The sequence below is a fragment of the Pseudomonas sp. 34 E 7 genome, from assembly GCF_900005715.1.
Lineage (GTDB): Bacteria > Pseudomonadota > Gammaproteobacteria > Pseudomonadales > Pseudomonadaceae > Aquipseudomonas > Aquipseudomonas orientalis_A.
Genome location: NZ_CVTX01000043.1, coordinates 1 through 16,085, shown reverse-complemented (window position 1 = coordinate 16,085; position 16,085 = coordinate 1). Strand labels below are relative to the sequence as shown.

General features: G+C 61.3%; 16 protein-coding genes. 12 read left to right on the top strand and 4 right to left on the bottom strand.

Annotated elements, in window-relative coordinates; all coding sequences use genetic code 11:
* Nucleotides 1-13: 13 nt before the first annotated feature.
* The 4 genes from BFP96_RS01570 to BFP96_RS01555 are packed head-to-tail and all read left to right on the top strand — an operon-like array spanning nucleotide 14 to nucleotide 3,535.
* On the top strand, nucleotides 14-934 hold the full coding sequence (locus tag BFP96_RS01570) for a metal ABC transporter substrate-binding protein (RefSeq protein WP_065935457.1): 921 nt from the start codon (nucleotides 14-16) through the stop codon (nucleotides 932-934).
* On the top strand, nucleotides 931-1,677 hold the full coding sequence (locus tag BFP96_RS01565; RefSeq protein WP_065935456.1) for a metal ABC transporter ATP-binding protein: 747 nt from the start codon (nucleotides 931-933) through the stop codon (nucleotides 1,675-1,677). The genes BFP96_RS01570 and BFP96_RS01565 overlap by 4 nt, the downstream gene beginning before the upstream one ends.
* Complete coding sequence (locus BFP96_RS01560; protein ID WP_065895922.1) at nucleotides 1,674-2,573, top strand: metal ABC transporter permease; 900 nt, start codon at nucleotides 1,674-1,676, stop codon at nucleotides 2,571-2,573. The genes BFP96_RS01565 and BFP96_RS01560 overlap by 4 nt, the downstream gene beginning before the upstream one ends.
* Entirely contained in the window at nucleotides 2,573-3,535 is a 963-nt protein-coding gene (locus tag BFP96_RS01555) for a metal ABC transporter solute-binding protein, Zn/Mn family (protein WP_065935455.1), read from the top strand. Before BFP96_RS01560 ends, BFP96_RS01555 begins: the two co-directional genes overlap by 1 nt.
* On the opposite strand, the gene BFP96_RS01550 is transcribed toward BFP96_RS01555, so the two are convergent.
* Nucleotides 3,516-4,241, bottom strand: coding sequence for a UTRA domain-containing protein (locus BFP96_RS01550; protein ID WP_065888224.1), 726 nt, complete (start codon nucleotides 4,239-4,241; stop codon nucleotides 3,516-3,518). The two genes, BFP96_RS01555 and BFP96_RS01550, sit on opposite strands and share 20 nt — an antisense overlap.
* Nucleotides 4,242-4,591: 350 nt before the next feature.
* On the opposite strand from BFP96_RS01550, the gene BFP96_RS01545 reads away from it, so the two are divergent.
* From BFP96_RS01545 to BFP96_RS01510, 8 genes are all read left to right on the top strand, one after another.
* Nucleotides 4,592-5,668 (top strand): ABC transporter substrate-binding protein, encoded by a 1,077-nt coding sequence (locus BFP96_RS01545; RefSeq protein ID WP_065895924.1) that lies wholly within the window; start codon nucleotides 4,592-4,594, stop codon nucleotides 5,666-5,668.
* Between the two features lie 296 nt (nucleotides 5,669-5,964).
* Nucleotides 5,965-6,771 carry an alkaline phosphatase family protein gene (locus BFP96_RS01540; RefSeq protein ID WP_065895925.1) on the top strand — a complete coding sequence of 269 codons (807 nt, stop codon included), beginning with the start codon at nucleotides 5,965-5,967 and terminating at the stop codon, nucleotides 6,769-6,771.
* Entirely contained in the window at nucleotides 6,768-7,613 is an 846-nt protein-coding gene (locus BFP96_RS01535; protein WP_065888221.1) for an ABC transporter permease, read from the top strand. Before BFP96_RS01540 ends, BFP96_RS01535 begins: the two co-directional genes overlap by 4 nt.
* Nucleotides 7,600-8,400 carry an ABC transporter permease gene (locus BFP96_RS01530; protein WP_065895926.1) on the top strand — a complete coding sequence of 267 codons (801 nt, stop codon included), beginning with the start codon at nucleotides 7,600-7,602 and terminating at the stop codon, nucleotides 8,398-8,400. Before BFP96_RS01535 ends, BFP96_RS01530 begins: the two co-directional genes overlap by 14 nt.
* Nucleotides 8,397-9,386, top strand: coding sequence for an ABC transporter ATP-binding protein (locus BFP96_RS01525; RefSeq protein ID WP_065891628.1), 990 nt, complete (start codon nucleotides 8,397-8,399; stop codon nucleotides 9,384-9,386). The genes BFP96_RS01530 and BFP96_RS01525 overlap by 4 nt, the downstream gene beginning before the upstream one ends.
* A gap of 31 nt (nucleotides 9,387-9,417) precedes the next feature.
* Entirely contained in the window at nucleotides 9,418-10,071 is a 654-nt protein-coding gene (locus BFP96_RS01520; protein WP_065935454.1) for an HAD family hydrolase, read from the top strand.
* Between the two features lie 400 nt (nucleotides 10,072-10,471).
* The gene (locus tag BFP96_RS01515) at nucleotides 10,472-12,553 is read left to right on the top strand and encodes a carboxy terminal-processing peptidase (protein WP_240995381.1); all 2,082 of its coding nucleotides are present in this window, start codon (nucleotides 10,472-10,474) and stop codon (nucleotides 12,551-12,553) included.
* A gap of 119 nt (nucleotides 12,554-12,672) precedes the next feature.
* Nucleotides 12,673-14,436, top strand: coding sequence for a bifunctional diguanylate cyclase/phosphodiesterase (locus BFP96_RS01510; protein WP_065891626.1), 1,764 nt, complete (start codon nucleotides 12,673-12,675; stop codon nucleotides 14,434-14,436).
* On the opposite strand, the gene BFP96_RS01505 is transcribed toward BFP96_RS01510, so the two are convergent.
* The 3 genes from BFP96_RS01505 to BFP96_RS01495 form a co-directional block, all read right to left on the bottom strand.
* The gene (locus BFP96_RS01505; protein WP_005786715.1) at nucleotides 14,433-14,804 is read right to left on the bottom strand and encodes a hypothetical protein; all 372 of its coding nucleotides are present in this window, start codon (nucleotides 14,802-14,804) and stop codon (nucleotides 14,433-14,435) included. The genes BFP96_RS01510 and BFP96_RS01505 overlap by 4 nt on opposite strands.
* Nucleotides 14,801-15,139, bottom strand: a complete 339-nt coding sequence (locus tag BFP96_RS01500; protein ID WP_065935453.1) for a helix-turn-helix domain-containing protein — start codon at nucleotides 15,137-15,139, stop codon at nucleotides 14,801-14,803. Before BFP96_RS01500 ends, BFP96_RS01505 begins: the two co-directional genes overlap by 4 nt.
* A gap of 107 nt (nucleotides 15,140-15,246) precedes the next feature.
* Nucleotides 15,247-15,702, bottom strand: a complete 456-nt coding sequence (locus BFP96_RS01495; RefSeq protein WP_065891625.1) for a YkvA family protein — start codon at nucleotides 15,700-15,702, stop codon at nucleotides 15,247-15,249.
* Between the last annotated feature and the right edge of the window lie 383 nt (nucleotides 15,703-16,085).

Here is a 16,085-nt window from a genome sequence, read left to right as displayed (position 1 = left end):
AGACCGATTGCCCATGTCCATTTCATCTCCCCTGTTGCGCCTGTTGCTGGTTGGCCTGTTCAGCCTGGTCCTCGCTCCCCTGGCGAATGCCGAAGCGAGCAAACGCCTGCGCATCGGTATCACCTTGCATCCTTACTACAGCTACGTGGCCAACATCGTCGGCGACAAGGCCGACGTGGTGCCGCTGATTCCGGCGGGCTTCAACCCCCATGCCTACGAGCCGCGCGCCGAAGACATCAAGCGCATCGGCACCCTGGACGTGATCGTGCTCAATGGCGTGGGGCATGACGACTTCGCCGATCGCATGATCGCCACCAGCGAGCGCCCGGATATCCCGGTGATCGAAGCCAACGCCAATGTGCCGCTGCTGGCCGCCACCGGCAACGCCGCGCGCGGTGCGGGCAAGGTGGTCAACCCGCACACGTTCCTGTCGATCAGCGCGTCGATTGCCCAGGTCAATAACATCGCCCGCGAGTTGGGCAGGCTGGACCCGGACAACGCCAAGGCCTACACCCAGAACGCCCGCGCCTACGGCAAGCGTCTGCGCCAGATGCGCGCCGACGCCCTGGCCAAGCTGACCAGCGCACCCAACCCGGACCTGCGCGTAGCCACGGTGCACGCGGCCTACGACTACCTGCTGCGCGAGTTCGGCCTGGAAGTCACCGCCGTGGTCGAACCGGCCCACGGCATCGAACCGAGCCCCAGCCAGCTGAAGAAAACCATCGATGAACTGCGCGCCCTGGACGTGAAAGTGATCTTCTCGGAAATGGATTTCCCGTCCACCTATGTCGATACGATCCAGCGTGAATCCGGGGTCAAGCTGTATCCGCTGTCGCATATTTCCTACGGCGAATACAGCGCCCAGAAGTACGAAGTGGAAATGACCGGCAACCTCAATACCGTGGTCCGGGCGATCCAGGAGTCGGGAACATGACGGCGGCAGAACACCTGAACATTGTGAGCAACGGCCCGACGCTGGACTTCGACAACGTCGCGCTGACCTTGGGCCGTACCGTGATTCTCGATGGCGTGAGTTTCCAGGTTCAGCCCGGCAGCATCCACGCGCTGGTCGGCCCGAATGGCGGCGGCAAGAGTTCACTGATCAAGACCCTGCTGGGACAAACGCCGCATCAGGGCCGATTGAGCCTGGCATGGCCGACCACGCCCGGCACCATCGGCTATGTGCCCCAGGCCCTGGAGTTCGACCGGGGGTTGCCGATGACGGTGGATGATTTCATGGCTGCCATGTGCCAGCGGCGGCCGGCGTTTCTTGGCCTGTCCCGGCACTACGCCGGTGCGATTGGCGAGGCGCTGGAACGGGTCGGCATGCAGGACAAGCGCAAGCGGCGCATGGGCGCGCTGTCCGGTGGCGAGCGCCAGCGTGTGCTGCTGGCCCAGGGCCTGATTCCGGCGCCGCAATTGCTGGTGCTGGATGAGCCGATGTCGGCGCTGGACGAAGCCGGTATCCAGGTGTTCGAACGCTTGCTCAGGGACTGGCGACTGGCCGGGATCACCGTGCTGTGGGTCGAGCATGACCTGGAAGCCGTTGGCCGTCTGGCCGACCGTGTCACCGGCCTGAACCGCCGCGTGCTGTTCGACGCCACGCCCCGGGAAGCGCTGACCCCGGATCGCCTGCTGAGCCTGTTTTCCACTCACCCTCGGAGCCCGGCGCAATGAGTTATGAAGCGTTTCGCTTGATGGTCCAGGGCTGGGCCTCTTCCGGCTATTTGCCGGAGGCGCTGGCCTATGGTTTTGTGGTCAACGCGCTGCTCGCCGGGTTGCTGATCGGCCCGGTGCTGGGCGGACTGGGCACGCTGGTGGTGGTCAAGCGCTTTGCGTTTTTCTCCGAAGCGGTCGGCCATGCCGCCCTGACCGGCGTGGCCGTGGGCATCCTGCTCGGTGAACCCTACACCGGGCCCTACGGCAGCCTGTTCGGCTATTGCCTGCTGTTCGGCATCCTGCTCAATTACCTGCGCAACCGCACCGGCCTGGCGCCGGATACGCTGATCGGCGTGTTCCTGTCGGTGTCCCTGGCGTTGGGCGCCAGCCTGCTGTTGACCCTGGCCGGCAAGATCAATGTGCACATCCTGGAAAACGTGCTGTTTGGCTCGGTGCTGACGGTCAACGGCAACGACTTGCTGGTGCTGGCGGTGGTCGGTGCGCTGGTGATGGCCCTGGCGCTGCCGCTGTACAACCGCATCATGCTCGCCAGCTTCAACCCGCAGTTGGCGGCAGTGCGCGGCGTGGCGGTGAAGACCCTGGACTATCTGTTCGTGATTCTGGTGACGCTGATCACCGTCGCGGCGGTCAAGGTGATCGGCGCAATCCTGGTCGGTGCCCTGCTGGTCATTCCGGCGGCGGCGGCGCGGCTGTTGAGCCAATCGCTCAAGGGCTTCTTCTGGGTTTCGGTGGCCATCGCTACCGTCAGTACCCTGTGCGGCATCCTGCTGCCGATCATCTTCGACCTGCCTGTACCCTCCGGTGCCGCGATCATTCTGGTTGCCGGCATCGCCTTCGCCCTCGCCGCCATCGCGCGCGGCACAGTGCCCAGCCTCAAAGGGAATCTTGGATAATGCGCCCTGTCTTTCGCCCACTGGCCCTGACCATTGCCTGCTTGCTCAGCACCTCGGCGCTCGCCGTCGTGGATGGTTTTCAAACCAGGGACTTCGTTGCCAACCATGGCCTTGGCCATGCCGCGCTGACCAAGGCCAAATCGGTAAAACCGGTCAAGGTGCTGGCGTCGTTGCCGATCACCTACGGCCTTGCTGAAGTGCTGCTCAAAGGCTGCGACGTGCAGCTCGAACGCGCGGCACCCGCCAATTTGCCCGGTTCGCGGCAAGTGTCCTACTTCACCGGGCGCGGTGCGTCGGCGCTGAGCCAACTGGCCCAGGATGCCGATGCCGCCATCGGCCTGCGCTCGCTGTGGGCCGATGACCCGCTCTACCCCGTGGCGCGGCGCAGCAACATCCGTATTGTCGAAGTCGACGCCGCGCGCCCGGTGGACGGCGGTTTGCCGGGCATCGCCGTGCAGCCGGGCGTCAGCGATGGCTTGAACAGCCAACCCTGGCAGTCGAGCAACAACATGGGACGCATGGCCGATGTGTTGGCGGCCGACCTGAGCCGCCTGGCGCCGGGTGCCAAAGCGCAGATCGACGCTAACCTGGCCGCGCTCAAGCAACGCCTGCTCAAGCTCACCGCCGACAGCGAGGCGCGCCTGGCCAGGGCCGATAATCTGAGTGTGGTCAGCTTGAGCGATCACTTCGCCTATCTGGTCAGCAGCTTGAACCTGGAAGTGCTCGGTACCGATGCGCGTCCGGATGCAGACTGGACGCCCGAGGCGCTGCAAACGCTCAGTGCGCAGTTGAAGGACAATGAAGTGGCGCTGGTGCTGCACCACCGCCAGCCAAGTGAGGCGGTGAAAGCGGCTGTCAGTGCCGGCGGCGCCAACCTGCTGGTGTTGAATGTAGACGGTGCCGATCCTGTGACAGAGCTGGAAACCAATGTGGATCAGGTGATCAAGACGCTGATGCCTTAACGTCCACCCCCACATGAATCGCATCATGGCGCCAGAACTCCAGGTCGCAATCGATCAAGCGCTGGTGCTGGTCATAGTTGACCCGGGCGATCCGCAAGCCCGGGCTGCCCACCGATACGCGCAACGCAGCGGCGGCTTCCACCGGCAATGAGGTCGGCACGATCTCGAAACGCACCCGCCCATAGTGCAAGTCGTACTTGCGCGCATAGAGTTCGGTCATCGACTGATTCAAATCGCACGCCAGGATGTCCGGGAAATAGTGGGGGTTCAGGTAGTGCTCCACGTACAGCACCAGACGCCCGTCGATCCTGCGCGCCCGGCAAATCTGGATCACGCTGGACAACGCCGGCAGCCGCAGCCACGCACACACCGCCGCCGACGCCGGTTGCAGGCGCGCCGAAATAACCTCAGTGGACGCCACACGCCCCTGGTCGCTGACCATCGCGTGAAAGTGGCTGCGTTGCATCAGGTTATAGGCCAGCCGGGGTGGCGAGACGAACCAGCCCCTGCGCTCCTCGCGATAGATCTGCCCTTGGGCCTCCAGCTGTAACAAAGCTTCGCGCACGGTAATCCGAGTGGTACCAAACAACTCGCTGAGCTTGCGTTCGGCGGGCAGTTTGCTGGCAGGCGGCAACAGGCCATGATCGATCTGCTCTTGCAGCGCCAGGCCGATGGAGGTTACCGCCTTGATTGCCTCGTCACGCATCAACGTTACCTATCTGGACTAGACCAGCACTGTTCGGGTGCATAAAACGCGCTCTTGATGGGCTCGTGCTGCTGCTTGCCAGCCTAGGCATTGCAGATGACCGACAGATGACAACGCAGGTCGCTGCCCGCACCACACCCTGCAATACATCGGCCAAGTCCATGGCCTGCGGGCCCTTGGGCATGGTCTACGCTAAGTCTGAACGCAGCGACACCCGTGCTTCAAAAACGACATCGACATGAAACTGTCATCCATCGGGCCTAGATTGGCTCAGGTATTGCTGACCTAGACCACACCCTCGCCAACGTTCAGATAAAACGCCGCGTGATAAACGCCCAAAGGAGCTTCGGATGAAACAGCTTTTCCTGGCATCACTGTTAGGCTCGACCATTGCCATGTGCACCGCCGCCATGGCCGCTGATACCGATCTAAAAACCTTGGAAGCCGCCGCCAAGAGCGAGGGCGCCGTGAACAGCGTCGGCATGCCCGATGACTGGGCCAACTGGAAAGGCACCTGGGAAGACCTGGCCCGCATCCATGGCCTCAAGCACATCGACACCGACATGAGCTCGGCCCAGGAAATCGCCAAGTTCAAGGCCGAAAAAGACAATGCCAGCGCGGATATCGGCGACGTGGGCGCCGCCTTCGGTCCCATCGCGGTGAAGCAGGAAGTGACCCAGCCGTACAAACCCTCCACCTGGGCTTCGGTACCGGATTGGGCGAAGGACAAAGACGGCCACTGGGCACTGGCCTACACCGGCACTATCGCGTTTATCGTCAACAAGAAACTGCTCCACGGCTCCGAAGTCCCGACCAGTTGGGCCGACCTGCAAACCGGCAAATACAAGGTCTCGGTGGGTGACGTAAGCACCGCCGCCCAAGCCTCCAACGCGGTACTCGCCGCCGCCATCGCCAACAAGGGCGACGAGAAAAACATCGCACCGGGCCTGCAGTTCTTCACCAAGATCGCCCAGCAAGGTCGCCTAGGCCTGTCCAACCCGACCATCGCCACCCTGGAAAAAGGCGAAGTCGAAGTGGGTATCGTCTGGGACTTCAACGGCCTGAGCTACAAGGCCAAGATGGCCAACCCGGATGACTACGTGGTGCTGATCCCATCGGATGGCTCGGTGAAGTCCGGCTACACCACCATCATCAACAAGTACGCCAAGCACCCGAACGCCGCCAAGCTGACGCGCGAATACATCTTCAGCGATGCCGGCCAGCTCAACCTGGCCAAAGGCAATGCCCGTCCGATCCGCGCCGAGACCGACCTGAAACTGCCGGCTGACATCGCCAAAAACCTGATCCCGGGTGAGCAATACACCAAGGCCAACCCGCAGCCGATCAAGGATGCCGATGCCTGGGAAGCGACGTCCAAGAAGCTGCCGCAACTGTGGAACGAGCAGGTGATTGTAGAAATGAAGTGAGGGTTTAAGCCCACATTGGAGATCCACTGGAGATCCAATGTGGGAGGGGGCTTGCCCTGATGCCAGTCAGTTAGGGCTTTTTGTAGGAGCGAGCTTGCTCGCGAAAAATTCACAGGCACCGCGTTCATCCAGAAAGCACGCGTTATCGTTGACGTTTTTCGCGAGCAAGCTCGCTCCTACAGAGGGCGGTGTACGCTTAACGGACTGGCATCAGGGCTTGCCTCTTCCCACACTTGCATCCGGTTTCCAGCGGGAAATCGAGTGAAGTCCAATCTTGTCGCGGAGCCCCAGCCCCCATGAAGCACCCTGTCATCCTTGTCGTGCTCGACGGCCTGAACGCCGGGGTCGCCCGGCACGCCATGGGGCACTTGCAGGCTTATGTCGGCGCAGGACGCGCAGCCTTCTACACACTGGAATGTGAACTGCCCGCCCTGTCCCGCCCGTTGTATGAATGCATCCTGACCGGTGTGCCGCCGATCCAGAGCGGCATCGTTCACAACAACGTCGCGCGCCTGTCCAGCCAGCGCAGCATTTTCCACTACGCCACCCGTGCCGGCTTGACCACCGCAGCGGCGGCTTACCATTGGGTCAGCGAATTGTATAACCGCACCCCCTTTCTCGCCGCCCGTGATCGTCATACCGACGATGCGTCGCTGGCGATCCAGCATGGGCATTTCTACTGGAATGACCACTACCCGGACTCCCACCTGTTTGCCGACGCCGAAAGCCTGCGCCTCAAGCACGCGCCGGACTTTCTGCTGGTGCACCCGATGAACATCGACGACGCCGGTCACAAGCACGGCCTCGACACTGCGCAGTACCGCAACAGCGCACGCTCGGCCGATATTATTCTCGCCGACTACCTGCAAGGCTGGCTCGACGCCGGTTACCAGGTGCTGGTCACCGCCGACCACGGCATGAACAACGACCGCTCCCACAACGGCCTGCTGCCGGAGGAGCGCGAAGTGCCGCTGTTTGTACTGGGCGACGCCTTCAGCCTGGATGCCGCCGCCGCGCCGAAACAGACCGATCTGTGCGGCACCGTCTGCGCACTGCTCGGCGTACCCCACGACAAACCGGTCTGCCGGGAGTTGCTCAAATGAGTGGCATGGTTCGCGGCAAATGGCTGGCCTTACTGTGCCTGGCGCCCTTCGCGCTGTTCTTTATCGTGTTCCAGATCGCGCCGTTGGCCTGGGTGCTGATCAACAGCCTGCAAACCGAAGACAGCGGTTGGAGCCTGGAAAACTTCACGCGCATTTTCAGTTCGAAGTTCTACCTGCAGGCGATCCAATTCAGCCTCGAGATCAGCTTCTACTCCAGCGTTTTCGGCATCATCATCGCCACGCTGGGCAGTTACTCCCTGCGCCGGGTCGATTCGCCGCTGCGCAATTTCGTCACGGCGTTTGCCAACATGACCAGCAACTTCGCCGGCGTGCCCCTGGCCTTCGCGTTCATCATCCTGCTGGGGTTCAACGGCAGCATTACCATCATGCTCAAGCAGGCGGGGATCATCCAGGACTTCAACCTGTACTCCAAAACCGGCTTGATCCTCCTCTACACCTACTTCCAGATCCCCCTCGGCGTCCTGCTGCTGTACCCGGCCTTTGACGCACTGCGCGAAGACTGGCGCGAATCGGCCGCCCTGCTCGGCGCCAATGGCTGGCAGTTCTGGCGGCACATCGGCTTGCCGGTCCTGACCCCCGCCCTGCTCGGCACGTTCGTGATTCTGCTGGCCAACGCCCTTGGCGCCTATGCCACCGTGTACGCCCTTACCACCGGCAACTTCAACGTGCTGCCGATCCGCATCGCGGGGCTGGTTTCCGGTGACGTGTCACTGGACCCGAACATGGCCAGCGCCCTGGCCGTGGTGCTGGTGGCGCTGATGACCGTGGTCACGGTGGTCCATCAACTGCTGCTCAAGAGGAGCTACCATGTCTCGCGCTGATGCCGGCCCGGCGTCCCTCTACCATCGGGTGGTGGTGTACGTGCTGTTCCTGATTCTGGTACTGCCGCTGGCAGGCACCTTTGTCTATTCGATCTCCAGCAGTTGGTCGGCCACCATCCTGCCTGCCGGCTTCAGCCTGAAATGGTATGTGCAGCTATGGAGCGACCCGCGCTTCCTGATGGCCTTCGGGCAATCGCTGCTGGTGTGCGTGGGCGCGCTGATCCTGTCGGTGGTGCTGATCCTGCCGCTGCTGTTCGTGGTGCATTACCACTTCCCCAGGCTGGATGCGCTGATGAACATCCTGATCCTGCTGCCGTTCGCGGTGCCGCCGGTGGTGTCGTCGGTGGGGCTGCTGCAACTGTACGGGTCCGGGCCGCTGGCGATGGTGGGTACGCCGTGGATTCTGATCGGTTGCTACTTCACCGTGGCGCTGCCGTTCATGTACCGCGCAATCACCAACAACCTGCAGGCGATCAATCTGCGCGACCTCATGGACGCCTCGCAGCTGCTCGGCGCCAGCACCTGGCAAGCGGCGTTCCTGGTCGTGCTGCCCAATCTGCGCAAAGGCCTGATGGTGGCGCTGCTGCTGTCGTTCTCATTCCTGTTCGGTGAGTTCGTGTTCGCCAACATCCTGGTCGGCACCCGCTATGAAACCCTGCAGGTGTACCTCAACAACATGCGCAACAGCAGCGGCCACTTCACCAGTGCCGTCGTGATCTCCTATTTCTTCTTTGTGCTGGTGCTGACCTGGGCCGCCAATATCTTGAACAAGGACAAAAGCCAATGAGCTTCGTCAGCGTCCAACACCTGCAAAAGAGCTATACCGGCACCCCGGTATTCAGTGATATCAATTGCGAAATCGCCAAGGGCGAATTTGTCACCCTGCTCGGCCCGTCCGGTTGCGGCAAGTCGACCTTGCTGCGCTGCATCGCCGGGCTGACCTCGGTGGACAGTGGGAAAATTCTGCTCGATGGCCAGGACATCGTCCCGCTAAGCCCGCAGAAACGGCATATCGGCATGGTGTTCCAGAGCTACGCGCTGTTTCCCAACATGACCGTGGAACAGAACGTCGCCTTCGGCCTGCGCATGCAGAAAGTCAACGCCGACGACCGTCACAAGCGGGTCCAGGAGGTCCTGCAATTGGTCGAGCTCAAGGACCTGGCCGGTCGTTATCCGCACCAGATGTCCGGCGGCCAGTGCCAGCGCGTCGCCCTCGCCCGCTCACTGGTGACCCGCCCGCGCCTGTTGCTGCTGGATGAACCGCTGTCGGCGCTGGATGCACGGATTCGCAAGCACCTGCGCGAGCAGATCCGCCAGATCCAGCGCGAACTCGGCTTGACCACCATTTTCGTCACCCATGACCAGGAGGAAGCCCTGACCATGTCGGACCGCATCTTCCTGATGAATCAGGGCAGAATCGTACAGAGCGGCGATGCCGAGACCCTCTACACTGCGCCGGTGGATGTGTTCGCCGCCGGGTTTATCGGCAACTACAACCTGCTGGATGCCGACAAGGCCAGCCAACTGCTGCAACGGCCGATCAGTGGGCGCATCGCGATCCGCCCCGAAGCCATCGAACTGAGCCGTAACGGCGACCTTGACGCGCTGGTGCGCAGCCACAGCCTGCTGGGCAACGTGATTCGCTATCGTATCGAAGCCCGTGGCGTGGAGTTGGTGGTGGATGTGCTGAACCGCTCTGCCGACGATCTGCATCCGGACGGCCAGCGCCTGGCACTTTCCATCGACCCCAGCGCGCTGTGTGAAGTAGCCTGACGGGCAACGACTGAATGAGAGAGCATTTCGGATGGCATTGGTAATTTTTGATCTGGACGACACCCTGATCCATGGCGACTGCGCCACCTTGTGGAGCGCGCAGATGGGCCGTCTGGGCTGGGTCGACCCTGAGTCATTCATGCGCAGGAACGACGAGCTGATGGCGGCCTACGGCCGAGGCGAGCTGCGCATGGAGGACTTCATGGATTTCAGCCTGGAGCCGATGATCGGCCGCACCCCGCAAGAGATCGAACACCTGGTGGAACCCTGGGTCGAGGACGTGATCGAGCCGCTGATCTACAGCGACGCGACCAAAACCATCGCCCGACACCGCGCCAATGGTGACCGGATCCTGGTGATTTCCGCTTCGGGCACGCACCTGGTCACGCCGATTGCGGCGCGCATCGGCATCGACGAAGTGCTGGGCATCGAGCTGGAGGTCAGCCACGGGGTGTACAGCGGCAAGACCGAGGGCGTGCTGACTTACCGCGAAGGCAAGATCACGCGCTTGCTGCAATGGCTTGAGCAGGAAGACGAAACCCTGGAAGGTGCCTGTTTCTACTCGGATTCGCGCAATGACCTGCCGTTATTGCTGAAGGTGGATCACCCACAGGCGGTCAACCCCGACCCGGTATTGCGGGCCCACGCCGAACAGGCGGGCTGGCCGATTCACCATTGGGCCTGAACCTACCAAGATCTCCCTGCAGAAGATCCCCATGTGGGAGGGGGCTTGCCCCCGATGGCGGTGGATCAGATGAAACATTCTTCACTGACATACCGCTATCGGGGGCAAGCCCCCTCCTACATAGGCCCTATTACAACTCCGGAATATTCAACACGATGAGCGCCCGCTTCCAACACGCGAACGCGAACTTGACCTACATTGCAGGTAGGACCGAGCTCTTACACCGCTCGACATGACCCTCGACGCCTTGCAATGCTCTCACAGTGCCTCCATAGTGAGTCCGGACTGAGCCCGTTGCAGTAGCGTCGGGCTTTTTGCATTATGCGACCGGACCATATGGAACCGGCTCCCTCAAAGACGGCCTAATATGCGTTATCAATTGCCCCCGCGTCGAATCAGCATGAAGCATCTGTTCCCCAGCACCGCCCTCGCTTTTTTCATTGGTCTCGGCTTCGCGTCGATGTCGACCAATACGTTCGCAGCCAATAGCTGGGACAACCTTCAGCCTGATCGCGATGAGGTGATTGCCAGCCTTAACGTCGTCGAGTTGCTCAAGCGCCATCACTACAGCAAGCCGCCGCTGGACGACGCACGCTCGGTGATCATCTACGACAGCTACCTCAAGCTGCTGGACCCGTCGCGCAGTTACTTCCTGGCCAGTGATATCACTGAGTTCGACAAGTGGAAGACCCAGTTCGACGACCTCCTCAAAAGCGGCGACCTGCAGCCCGGGTTCACCATCTACAAGCGTTACCTGGACCGCGTCAAAGCGCGTCTGGACTTCGCCCTGGGTGAGTTGAACAAAGGCATCGACAAGCTCGACTTCACCGAGAAGGAAACCCTTCTGGTGGACCGCAAGGACGCCCCTTGGCTGACCAGCACCGCCGCACTCGACGACCTGTGGCGCAAACGCGTCAAGGACGAAGTGCTGCGCCTGAAGATCGCCGGCAAAGAGCCCAAGGCCATCCAGGAGCTGTTGACCAAGCGCTACAAGAATCAGCTGGCGCGCCTGGACCAGACCCGTGCCGAAGACATCTTCCAGGCTTACATCAACACTTTCGCGATGTCCTACGACCCGCACACCAATTATCTGTCGCCAGATAACGCGGAAAATTTTGATATCAACATGAGTCTGTCCCTGGAAGGCATCGGTGCCGTCCTGCAAAGCGACAATGACCAGGTCAAGATCGTGCGCCTGGTGCCGGCAGGTCCGGCGGACAAGACCAAGCAGGTCGCCCCGGCCGACAAGATCATCGGCGTGGCCCAGGCCGACAAAGAGATGGTCGACGTGGTCGGCTGGCGCCTGGACGAAGTGGTCAAGCTGATCCGCGGGCCCAAGGGCAGCGTGGTGCGCCTGGAAGTGATTCCGCACACCAATGCACCCAACGACCAGACCAGCAAGATCGTGTCCATCACCCGTGAAGCGGTGAAGCTCGAAGACCAGGCCGTGCAGAAGAAAGTCCTCAACCTCAAGCAGGATGGCAAGGACTACAAGCTGGGCGTGATTGAAATCCCGGCCTTCTACCTGGACTTCAAGGCCTTCCGCGCCGGTGACCCGGACTACAAGTCCACCACCCGCGACGTGAAGAAAATCCTGACTGAGCTGCAGAAGGAAAAAGTCGACGGCGTGGTCATCGACCTGCGCAACAACGGCGGCGGTTCCCTGCAGGAAGCCACCGAGCTGACCAGCCTGTTCATCGACAAGGGCCCGACCGTGTTGGTGCGCAATGCCGACGGCCGTGTCGACGTACTCGAAGACGAGAACCCGGGCGCCTTCTACAAAGGCCCGATGGCGTTGCTGGTCAACCGTCTCTCGGCCTCGGCCTCGGAGATCTTCGCCGGCGCCATGCAGGACTACCACCGTGCGCTGATCATCGGTGGCCAGACCTTCGGCAAAGGCACCGTGCAGACCATCCAGCCGCTGAACCACGGCGAACTCAAGCTGACCCTGGCCAAGTTCTACCGGGTTTCCGGGCAGAGCACCCAGCATCAGGGCGTACTGCCGGACATCGACTTCCCGTCGATCATCGACACCAAGGAAATCGGCGAGAGCGCCCTGCCCGAAGCCATGCCGTGGGACACCATCCGCCCTGCGATCAAGCCGGCATCCGACCCGTTCAAGCCGTTCCTGGCACAGCTGAAAGCTGACCACGACACGCGCTCCGCCAAGGACGCCGAGTTCGTCTTCATCCGCGACAAGCTGGCCCTGGCCAAGAAGTTGATGGAAGAGAAAACCGTCAGCCTCAACGAAGCGGACCGTCGCAAGCAGCACGCCGACATCGAGAATCAACAACTGGTGCTGGAAAACGTGCGCCGCAAGGCCAAGGGCGAGGACCCGCTCAAGGAACTGAAGAAAGAAGATGAAGATGCGCTGCCGACCGAGGCGGAAAAAACCAAGCCGGAAGACGACGCCTATCTGGCCGAGACCGGTCGCATCCTGCTGGACTACCTGAAAATCACCAAGCAGGTAGCCAAGCAGTAAATGATGTCAATTTAATGTGATTGCTCCCTGGAGTGTCATCATATAGACATCATTCTGTCGTGAAATATAAGGACCGCAGGTTTCAAGCCTGCGGTCCTTTTTTTTCGACCGAGAGTGCCATGACCATGACCGAACAGCTGGATGCATTGGGCTCTATCCTGGCTCAACGCAGTTTGCACAGCCTGTTCCAACCGATCATTTGCCTGTCTGAACGCCGCATCCTCGGCTACGAGGCCCTCAGTCGCGGCCCGTCCAACAGCCCGTTGCACTCCCCCGTCGCCCTGTTCTCCATCGCCAGCCATGCCGGGCGCCTGAGCGAACTGGAAATGGCCTGCCGTGAGAGTGCCTGCCGGCGCTTCAGCGAGCAGAAGCTGCCGGGCAAGCTGTTTCTCAATATCTCACCGGAATCCCTGGTGGAGACGGCGCACCAACCGGGGCGCACCCTGCAATTGCTGCGCGAGTTCGGTATTCCCCCCAGCCAGGTGGTGATCGAACTCACCGAGCAGACGCCCACCGATGATTTCAAGCTGTTGCAGACCGCGTTACATCACTATCGCGACATGGGCTTTGCCATTGCCCTGGATGACCTGGGCGCCGGTTACTCCAGCCTGCGGTTATGGTCGGAGCTACGCCCGGATTATGTGAAGATCGACCGCCACTTTATCGACGGCATCCACCAGGACGCGCTCAAACGCGAATTTGTCGGCTCGATCATGCAGATCGCCAAGGCCTCCCGGGCCCAGGTGATCGCCGAAGGCATTGAACTGCCGGAAGAGTTGGCGGTGTTGACGGAAATGGGCGTGGACCTGGTCCAGGGCTACCTGCTCTGCCGGCCTCAGGAGCATCCACCGCAGGAAGCACGCTTGATGCTGCCCAAGCCGGACCACGCCAATATCGCCCTGAATGAAGAAGCCAGTGACCTCAGCGCGCTGCTCATTGAACAGCCGGCGGTGGATCAAGACACGGCAACCGCCCAGGTGCTCGAAGCATTCCGTCGCCAGGCCAACCTGAACTCACTGGCGGTGCTCGATGCCCGCGACCACCCGGTGGGTATCGTGCATCGACACTCGCTGTCGGACGCGCTGCTCAAACCCTTCGCGACCGACCTGTTCGCCCGCAAGCCGATCAGCCGCCTGATGAGCGATGACTTCCTGGCCGTGGAGTTGAGCCAGTCCCTGCAACAGGTCAGCCGCTTGCTCACCAGCCGCGCGCGGCAACGCATCGAAGAAGATTTCATCATTACATTGAATGGCGACTACCTGGGCCTGGGACGGGTCATCGATGTGCTCAAACTGATCACCGAACTGAAAATCCAGCAGGCGCGCTACGCCAACCCGCTCACGCTGCTACCGGGCAACGTGCCGATCCAGCAGTGCCTGACGCGCCTGCTGCAGCAACAGCGTGAGTCGGTGATCTGCTATGTGGATATCGACAGCTTCAAGCCGTTCAACGATATCTATGGTTATGGGCGCGGGGATGAGGTGCTGTTGTGCCTGGCGCAGTGCCTGAACGACCGGGTCGATCCCAGCCGCGACTTTGTCGGGCACATCGGTGGTGATGACTTTCTGCTGGTGCTGGGCCCACAGGACTGGCGCAAACGGCTCAATCAACTGCTGGACGACTTTCACACCCAATGCCGACGTTTCTACCGCGCCGAGCACCTCGACGCCGGCTGCTTCACCGCACTCAACCGCCAGGGCGTGCGCCAGGAATTCCCCTTGCTTTCACTGTCGATTGGCGTGGTGCATTTGTATCCACAGGCCTGTGCACAACTCGATGCCAGCCAGTTGGCGGAGCTGGCGTCGCAGGCCAAGCACCAGGCCAAGGACATCGCCGGTTACAGCATCCATGTGATCGACAGCCTGGACCTGCTGCCGGCTTAAGCCTCGGCGGATTCGGGATATTCGTACTCGAACACCCGCACCACCTCCGAAGCGTGCCAGGAAGCGGCGGCCACACCGTCGGAGGGCCCGCTGAAACGCCCCAGGCGCTCCACGCATTCAAAGAACCCGGTGCGCGGCAGGCGGCTGGCACCCTGGCTGATCACCAGGGAACTGCGCAGCGGCTGCTCGGCCTTGGCGTCCAGCGCCGCCAGGTGCTCCAGGGCGGCGGCCAGGGTCTGCATCGCCGGCGTCGGGAATTGCAGGCGCTCAAGCAGCGCACGGTAGGTCAGCAGATGGCGCTGACGGCGCGCCTGGTCCAGTTCGTTGAGTAAGCCATCCCAATGTTGACGGCTGATACGTAGGCTCAAGATTCATCCCTCCAACCTGCAACGCCCAATTCCCAGGCCAGGCTGCGGCGAATGGCGGCATCCGGCTGTCGTTCACCCCTTTCGATCAAACCAAGATACGAGGGGCTGATACCCACTGTGCGCGCCAGGGTTTCGATCGCCAGGCCCTTGGCTTCACGCAGGCCGCGCAGGGCTGCGAGCGGGTGCACGTCCTGGTCGGGAGTAATCGGTGTGGCGGGGGAAGAAGCCAGTGTGGGCTGTTGCTGACCGGCCGCTTTCAGCAGCGCCTGGTACTGGTCCCATGGCAACACCGCATATTCGGGTTCGCCATTACGTGAAATGATCTGGATATCCATGACTGCCCCGTAGGATAAAAACACTTACCAAGTAAGTAATTTCCTTACTCCTTCCTTGGAAGTGTAATCCTAACAGCCACGGAGGTCGCAGGGGATAGCCCAAAGCATCAGTTTTTTTGTGGGTTTTCCTGGGCGAGCAGCTCGGGTGTGGCCGGAAGACGTTCGACCACGGCCAGCTTTTCCGGGCGTTGCGCATCGCGCCAGGCGCGAAACGCGCTGAGCTCCCCGCTCAGGGTCTTCATGACCCAGGCCAGCACGGCGATGTCGTCGAACATACCGAACATGGGAATAAAATCCGGAATCGCGTCAATCGGACTGACGAAGTACATCAGCCCCGCCACCACCGAAATCAGCGCCTTGGGGCTGATCGCCCGATACTCGCCGCGCCAGTAAGCCAGGCACAGGGCCTGAAGCAGCTTGAGGTCATCCTTGAGCTGGCCCAACCGATTGCCCTGGCTCGAGCCTTTGGCCGCGACAGCAAACAGCAGGGTTGGCAAACGGCCACGCCCCAGCAAGCGTGCGGCTATAGGCAGGAAGCGGGTGAAATTGAAGGGTGGTTTCATGTGTCACTCCAGTTCCATACGACAGAAAGGTTATCCACACAAATTGTGGATAACCTTGTGAACAGAGCCTTTTTTCATGGCTGAAAGCCACGGACTACAAGGCCTGCAGTCAGATCGGGCGTTTTTTGCGCACATCAGAAAATCCCAATATTTCATTGACTTGGCAGGTCTGTGCGGCTACCCGTGCTCGGGCCTAATATCAGACTGTGTCAACTTGAGGACGTTCGTTCGGATTTGCAGAGGCTTAAACGTGACAGCTGACATGCCTGCGATAGGCTACCTACGCAGTGCCCAACCGTAACCACGATGCGAAGCGAGCCGCTCGTGATCTTGATCTTGATCTGCTTTTGATCTTAAGCGCCCCGTCAAACCACGCTGGCCGA

Bases quoted from the DNA above. Each gene is read 5' to 3' on its own strand.
- BFP96_RS01495 (WP_065891625.1), bottom strand. From the start codon at position 15,702: ATGAAACCACCCTTCAATTTCACCCGCTTCCTGCCTATAGCCGCACGC.
- BFP96_RS01535 (WP_065888221.1), top strand. From the start codon at position 6,768: ATGAGTGGCATGGTTCGCGGCAAATGGCTGGCCTTACTGTGCCTGGCG.
- BFP96_RS01545 (WP_065895924.1), top strand. From the start codon at position 4,592: ATGAAACAGCTTTTCCTGGCATCACTGTTAGGCTCGACCATTGCCATG.
- BFP96_RS01565 (WP_065935456.1), top strand. From the start codon at position 931: ATGACGGCGGCAGAACACCTGAACATTGTGAGCAACGGCCCGACGCTG.
- BFP96_RS01540 (WP_065895925.1), top strand. From the start codon at position 5,965: ATGAAGCACCCTGTCATCCTTGTCGTGCTCGACGGCCTGAACGCCGGG.
- BFP96_RS01525 (WP_065891628.1), top strand. From the start codon at position 8,397: ATGAGCTTCGTCAGCGTCCAACACCTGCAAAAGAGCTATACCGGCACC.
- BFP96_RS01500 (WP_065935453.1), bottom strand. From the start codon at position 15,139: ATGGATATCCAGATCATTTCACGTAATGGCGAACCCGAATATGCGGTG.
- BFP96_RS01560 (WP_065895922.1), top strand. From the start codon at position 1,674: ATGAGTTATGAAGCGTTTCGCTTGATGGTCCAGGGCTGGGCCTCTTCC.
- BFP96_RS01550 (WP_065888224.1), bottom strand. From the start codon at position 4,241: ATGCGTGACGAGGCAATCAAGGCGGTAACCTCCATCGGCCTGGCGCTG.
- BFP96_RS01515 (WP_240995381.1), top strand. From the start codon at position 10,472: ATGAAGCATCTGTTCCCCAGCACCGCCCTCGCTTTTTTCATTGGTCTC.
- BFP96_RS01555 (WP_065935455.1), top strand. From the start codon at position 2,573: ATGCGCCCTGTCTTTCGCCCACTGGCCCTGACCATTGCCTGCTTGCTC.
- BFP96_RS01530 (WP_065895926.1), top strand. From the start codon at position 7,600: ATGTCTCGCGCTGATGCCGGCCCGGCGTCCCTCTACCATCGGGTGGTG.
- BFP96_RS01520 (WP_065935454.1), top strand. From the start codon at position 9,418: ATGGCATTGGTAATTTTTGATCTGGACGACACCCTGATCCATGGCGAC.
- BFP96_RS01570 (WP_065935457.1), top strand. From the start codon at position 14: ATGTCCATTTCATCTCCCCTGTTGCGCCTGTTGCTGGTTGGCCTGTTC.
- BFP96_RS01510 (WP_065891626.1), top strand. From the start codon at position 12,673: ATGACCATGACCGAACAGCTGGATGCATTGGGCTCTATCCTGGCTCAA.